3 protein-coding genes, 1 tRNA gene and 1 pseudogene are annotated in these 6,379 nt (G+C 64.3%); 3 read left to right on the top strand and 2 right to left on the bottom strand.

Annotated features, from left to right (window positions below; genetic code table 11):
* Window positions 1-169: 169 nt before the first annotated feature.
* Window positions 170-245: transfer RNA gene (locus Q0G18_RS08695), tRNA-Arg, on the top strand.
* A gap of 181 nt (window positions 246-426) precedes the next feature.
* On the opposite strand, the gene cydC is transcribed toward Q0G18_RS08695, so the two are convergent.
* Window positions 427-3,975: a thiol reductant ABC exporter subunit CydC gene (gene cydC / locus Q0G18_RS08690; protein WP_297152079.1), complete on the bottom strand. Its 3,549-nt coding sequence runs from the start codon at window positions 3,973-3,975 to the stop codon at window positions 427-429.
* Between the two features lie 243 nt (window positions 3,976-4,218).
* Window positions 4,219-5,205 carry a glycosyltransferase family 2 protein gene (locus Q0G18_RS08685; RefSeq protein ID WP_297152076.1) on the bottom strand — a complete coding sequence of 329 codons (987 nt, stop codon included), beginning with the start codon at window positions 5,203-5,205 and terminating at the stop codon, window positions 4,219-4,221.
* Between the two features lie 267 nt (window positions 5,206-5,472).
* Here Q0G18_RS08685 and Q0G18_RS08680 point away from each other — a divergent pair, with 267 nt between their 5' ends.
* Window positions 5,473-5,889: a GtrA family protein gene (locus Q0G18_RS08680; protein WP_276997113.1), complete on the top strand. Its 417-nt coding sequence runs from the start codon at window positions 5,473-5,475 to the stop codon at window positions 5,887-5,889.
* Window positions 5,890-5,913: 24 nt separating this feature from the next.
* A pseudogene (locus Q0G18_RS08675) lies at window positions 5,914-6,379 on the top strand (UDP-N-acetylglucosamine--LPS N-acetylglucosamine transferase); the annotation flags it as partial.

Below are 6,379 nucleotides of genomic sequence, written 5' to 3'. Positions count from 1 at the left end.
CCGCCTTCGACGAACACGGCCTTGCCGCTCTCGAGATGCGCGACCGCCTCGGGGCCGAACCCCATGCGCTCGATCGTTACGATTTCTCCCATGCCCTTTGCCCGTTCTCTTTCATTTTCGATATCGATGTTTGCGATTCACCCATGATAGCGTATAATTCCTGGGTTGTGCCCCTGTAGCTCAGGGGATAGAGCGTCTGCCTCCGGAGCAGAAAGCCACAGGTTCGAATCCTGCCAGGGGCACCAGGGTAAAGTGAAAACGCCAGGCCGCAAGACCTGGCGTTTCTTATTGCAGGGATAGTCGCGCCCGCAGCACCCGCTCGCGAGTCTTGCAAGCCCCACGGGGCGCAGCGCCTCCCCACGAGCCCCGTGAGGCAGCGCTTCCCCGCACGTCGCCATCTACCCCGCGGCGCAGCTCTCCCTCGCACTACGACACCCGGCCGTGCTCGACCGAGTAGGTCGCATCGGCGATGGCGGCGGCGCTCGGACGATGGCTTACGAGCAGCACCGTCTTCCCCGCCCGATTGTCGGCGAGCGCCCGCAGCACGGCGGCCTCGTTTAAGGCATCCAAGTTGCTCGTGGGCTCGTCGAGCAGCACGAAGGGCGCGTCGTCCAAAAACACGCGCGCAAGTCCCAGTCGCTGGCGCTCGCCGCCCGAAAGCGCGTCGCCAAGCTCGCCCACCTGGGTATCGAGGCCCGCAGGAAGCCTGCGAACGAAGTCGGCGATGGAGGCCTTCTCGCATGCGGCCATGATTTCCGCATCGCTCGCTCCCGGCTTCGCGAAGGCAAGATTGTCGCGCACGGTGCCCGCGAACAGGTGCGTCTCCTGCGTCATGAAGCCTTCTACCTGGCGCAGGCTCGCGGTGGCCACGCGGCGAACGTCGCGCCCCGACACCTCGATAGCGCCGCTGCTCACGTCCCAGAAGCGCATGAACAGCTTGAGCAGGGTCGACTTCCCCGATCCCGAGCGTCCCGCGATGCGAACCACCTGACCTGGCTGAATGCTCAGCTCGACATCGGAGAGCACGCACGCATCGCCGTACGAGAAGTCGACATGGCTCGCCGCGGCGCCGTAAAACCCGTCGAGCGAGACGCCGTCTTCAATCTCTACGGTCTGCGGGCTCTCGTCGAGCACGTCGAGCACGCGGGCGCCCGATGCGAGCGTCTGCTGCAGCGTCGAACCCAGGTTCGCCACGGCGATGACCGGGCCGAACGATGACATGAGCGCCGCGCACGCGATCGCTGCTGGGCCGAAGGCGACAACCCCGCTGTTCGCCAGGTGCATCGCCGCAAGCAGCATGCCCATATCAAGAGCGAGCACCACCGCACCCGTCGCCGCCATGGCCACCGCCGTGCGATCCTTCAAGCGGCCTTCCACCTTGGCGAGGTCGCTCATGCGGCAGGCCAGCTCGAGCGCGCGATCGCCGGCGCGCCCGAACTGCAGCGTTTCGCGCAGGCCGCGCAGGCTGTCGAGCACGAACGCGTTCATGGAACCGATGGCGTCGCGCACCTCGCGCCCGCCCGTGCCGCTCGCCTTCGACGAAATCCACGGCACCGCAATGCCCACGACCGCGTAGGAGAAGGCGGCGTAGGCGGCCAAAAGCGGCGAGAGCGTTGCCGTGAACGCCACCATGACGACCGACACGATAAGGGCGATCGCTGCGGGCGAAAGTGTGTGCGCGTAGAACACCTCGAGAAGCTCGATGTCGCCCGTGAGCAGTGACACAAGGTCGCCCTTGTCGCGGCCTTCGAGCTTGGCCGGCGCAAGCGTGCGCATCTTGCCGAACACCTTGTCGCGCACTAGCGCGAGGATTTTGAACGCCAGGTAGTGGTTGCACAGCTGCTCGCCATAGCGAAGCGGCCCGCGGACCACGCCGCACACGACCACGAGCGCGCACGCCGCGCCCAAAGGGACAACGCCCCACGAGCCCGCTGCATTGAGTAGGCCGTACGCTGCGAACACGGTGAGGAAGATCGCCGCGAGGAAGCCGAGCACACCCAGCACGATGGCGAGCGCCATCACGGGAAGAAGCGGGCGCGTGAGCCCCACAAGCCGCGCCATGATGGAGAAATTGGAGCGGCGGCGCGGTGCTGCGGCGCCCGCTTTCCCGCGGCGGGCGTCACCCGCAGGCTGCACCGGCTCGTCGGCTTCGTAAGGCGGCTCCGGGGCGCCCGCGCCCAGGGTCGCGCCCTCACCCAGGGCCGCGCTCGCGCCCGGGATCGCCGTCTCGCCCGAGGCCGCTTCCCCGTCGCCCTGCGCGAACGCCTCCAACTGCGACTGGCTCTCCCACAATCGCGCGTAGGCGCACCCGCGCGCAAGCAGTTGGGAATGCGTTCCATGCTCCACAAGTTTTCCCTGCTCAAGGACATAAATCTCATCGGCATGCTCGATGGCCGACAAACGATGCGAGATCATGATGACCGTGTGGCTGCCCGCAAGCTCGCGCGCGGCAGAGATGATAGCGGCCTCGCTTTCGGCGTCGATATTGCTCGTAGCCTCGTCGAAGATGTAGATGGGCGAATCGTGCAGCAGGGCCCGGGCGAACGCCAGGCGCTGGCGCTGACCACCCGAGAGGTTCGCGCCCTCTGCCGCGATCTCCATATCGAGACCGCCCGATTCGCGCACGAAGCCCGCCAACCGGCACTTCGCGAGGGCGCCCCACAGCTCGTCGTCGCTCGCATCGGGCTTGGCGAGCAGCAGGTTCGCTCGCAGCGTCCCCTTGAACACGTAGCTTGAGAACGGCACCGTAGTGACGGTCTTGCGCAGCGACTCGACCGAGATGTCGCGCAAATCGACCCCGCCGATACTGACCTCTCCCGCATAGCGCGCATTCGCGCCCGACAAAATGCCCGCGAGCGTCGACTTGCCCGAGCCGCTCTCGCCCGTCACGCCGATGAAGCTGCCACGCGGCGCCGAGAAATCGACCCCCTCAAGCACCTGGCGCTTCCCGTCGTAGGAGTACCCGACACCGCGGCATTCCACGCCCGCATCGCGCGGATCGACCTCGCGTGCACCGTCAACGGGCAGCGGCGCATCGAGGATCGCATACATTTTCTCCGCCGCCGCCATGCCGCCCATGGCCGTGTGGAAGAACGAGCCCAGCGTGCGCATGGGGATGAAGAACTCGCTCGACAGAAACACGATGGAGAAGGCCGCAGCGAACGTCGCCGCGCCGCACGAGAACTGCCACAGCACGGCGATCATTCCCACCGCCGCGCCGCCGAACGCGAAGAGGTCCATGACGGTGATCGAGTTCAACTGCATCGTGAGCAGGCGCATCGTCGCCCTGCGGAAGCTCTCGGCCGCCCCGTTCATCTCCTCGTGCTTGCGCGCGTCGGCGGAATAGATCTTAAGGGTCGTAAGCCCCTGGATCGCTTCGAGGAACATGCTGCCCAGATCGGTGTAGCTGCCCCAGTAATTGCGCATGGTGCGGCGCGCGATCTTCTGCACGCAGACGATGGATGCGGGGATGAGCGGCACGCACACGAGCAGCGCCACAGCGGCGGGAAGCGACAGGGGCGAAAGCGCCACGAAAAGCGTCAGAGGCGCGAGCAGGGCGTAGAAGAGCTGCGGCAGATACTGGCCGAAGTAGCTCTCGAGCTGCTCGGTCCCCTCGACGCTCACCTGCACGGCGACGGCGGTCGCCACGGTCTCGCTGTAGGCGGGCCCGAGCGCTGCGAGCTTGTCGTAGACCTGCTGGCGAATGGAGCATTTCGCGCAGGAAGCGGCCTTGCGGCCCATGCGCTGCGCCGCCGTCTGACACGCCATGCGCACCACGATCGCCGCCGCCGATGCCCCGAGCACGCCGATCGCCATGCCCGCGTCCGCCGTGCCCTCGAGCGTCGCCTGCAAGAACAGGCCGATCACCATGAACAGCGCGATGTTGCACGCAAGGGCCACCCACTGGAACGCCACGTCAGCGACGATGAATTTGACGGCGCCCGGCACCATCGAAAGCAAACGTTTATCGAACACGTCTTCCCCGTTTTCACTTGTATGAAGTTAAAAAGTTATATCTGGTTAATGGTAACCCAAGAGATACTTTTTAGGGAGAGAATGGCGAAAAGATTACTTAGGCGGCACAAAACACCTGGTCGGAAAGCCGCAGTTCGCCCGCAATCACATATGAGGGGGCACGCCCGACGTCGCAACCCAAGGCTGCGCGCGCGGCAAGGACTCGCCTAGCGGGCGCAGCGGCACCACCACCTTATTCCGCAGCTATGCGTGCGTGGTCTTGCCGCACTCCTCGTAGATGCGCGTGACCTCGAGCTCGTATTGCTTGCGCGTCCCCTTCACCACCGTGTCTAAGATCAGGCCGCACGAGAACGACAGCATTCCCAAGAATATGAACGCCACGGCCAAAAGCGCGCTCGGCATCTTCGGGACGAGTCCCGTATGGGCAAACTCCCAGATCACGGGCACGCCGAACAGAAGGCCGACCACGCACAGCAGAAGACCCAGAAGCGAGAAGAGCGCGAGCGGGCGGTAATCTTTGAACAGCGAGAGAATCATCATGAGCACCTTCATGCCGTCGGAGAATGTGTTGAGCTTGCTTTCGGACCCTTCGGGACGGTCGCGATAATCGATAGGAACCTCAGCGATGCGCCATCGCTTGTCGACCGCGTGGATCGACAGCTCCGTCTCGATCTCGAATCCCGGCGAGAGCACCGGCATCGACTTCGCGAACACCTCGTTGTAGGCGCGATACCCCGTCATGACGTCGGAGAACTCGAACCCGTAGATGGCCTTGATGAGGAAGCGGACGAGATTGTTGCCGAAGCCGTGGAAAGCGCGGTCGTTTTCCTCGCCGTAGGTGCCGTTCGACAGGCGATCTCCCACCACCATGTCAGCCTCGTCGTTCATAAGCGGCGCCAAAAGCTCGGGCGCGGCCTCGGCGGGATAGGTGTCGTCGCCGTCGACCATGATGTAATAGTCGGCATCGATGTCGCGCATCATCTGGCGCACAACGTTGCCCTTCCCCTGGCGGCGCTCGACGCGGACCTGCGCACCGTGCTCGCGCGCGATGTCGCCCGTGCCGTCGGTGGAGTTGTTGTCGTAGACGTAGATCGAGGCGTCGGGCAAGACGCGCTTGAAGTCGTCGACCACCTTCGCGATGGTGAGCGCTTCGTTGTAGCAGGGAATGATGACGGCGACGGAGGGCTTCCCCGTGCGATCGGTGGTGTTATCGGCAGCCTCAAGGCTCATGTAGGTGCTCCTCGCAAATATGTGCAATCAGCCGCGCCGCAGCGCGCAACTCGAAACTTCTAACCAGTGAATGCTAGGGGATGAAAGCCCGAACCGGCACGACGTCAAGGGAAAAACAGGGAATCAGAGGAGAACGCGCCGCGAGCAGCTTGCTGTGATAGAGTTCACGCGGGTTGAAACCGCCTGCGCGCGTGATTGGGGCGCGCTTATTAGGACCGCATACGGGGCGCACGCTTAAGACGCGCGTTCGAAAGGCACTCGGGTATTGTGAAGAAACTTATCGCACAGCTTATGAAATTCGGCGTCGTCGGCGTGATCGCGTTCATCATCGACTACGGCCTGCTCGCGCTTTTGACGGAAGTCTTCGGTGTGAACTACCTGGTGAGCGCCACGATTTCTTTCACCGCGTCCGTCATCTTCAACTACCTGGCCTCGATGCGCTACGTCTTCACCCATAAAGAGGGGATGAGCCGGCGCCGCGAGTTCATCATCTTCGTGACCTTGTCGGTGATCGGCCTTATCATCAACAACCTCTGCATGTGGGCAGGCGTCGAGCTCGCGCATATCCACTACCTCATCACCAAGATCGGCGCCACGTTCATCGTCATGGTGTGGAACTTCGTCACGCGGAAGATCTTCCTCGACGGCGGAGACGCGCCTGCCGAAACGCCGAGCGAGAGCTAGGCCACAGCGTTTACGATGGAAGCTATGGAACACACTGGCGAAATGGACAACGAGCTCGCGCAGCAGCCTACCACGCCCGAAGGGGCATCGGGGGTTGCGCGCAAAGATGCTCCTGAGCAGGTGCTTGCCGCCACAAGCGAGGGCACCCCCGACGATGCGCCTGAGCAGCAGCCCGGGGCCAGCACCCCCGACGACGCGGCGCGCCCGACGGTTATCGTGATGCACGCCTCGGTCGGCTCGGGCCATCGCAGCGCGGCGAACGCCGTCGCACAGGCGCTCGAGCTTTTGCGCGACGACCCGTCCCTTCGCGATGGCGTCCCCTGCCCTAAGGACCTGAACGTCGAGGTGCTCGACGTGCTCGACTTCGGCCGCATGCGCATGAACGGCGACAAGATGGCGTCGATGTTCACCGGCCCGACGCGTCCCATCTACGACCTCACCTGGCGCTACACCCTCACGGGGCGCCTTCTGTGGGGAGGCGGCACCGCCT

This window comes from uncultured Ellagibacter sp., from assembly GCF_934636505.1.
GTDB lineage: Bacteria > Actinomycetota > Coriobacteriia > Coriobacteriales > Eggerthellaceae > Ellagibacter.
This window is presented reverse-complemented; position numbering and strand designations above follow the sequence as displayed.

Bases quoted from the DNA above. Each gene is read 5' to 3' on its own strand.
- Q0G18_RS08685 (WP_297152076.1), bottom strand. From the start codon at position 5,205: ATGAGCCTTGAGGCTGCCGATAACACCACCGATCGCACGGGGAAGCCC.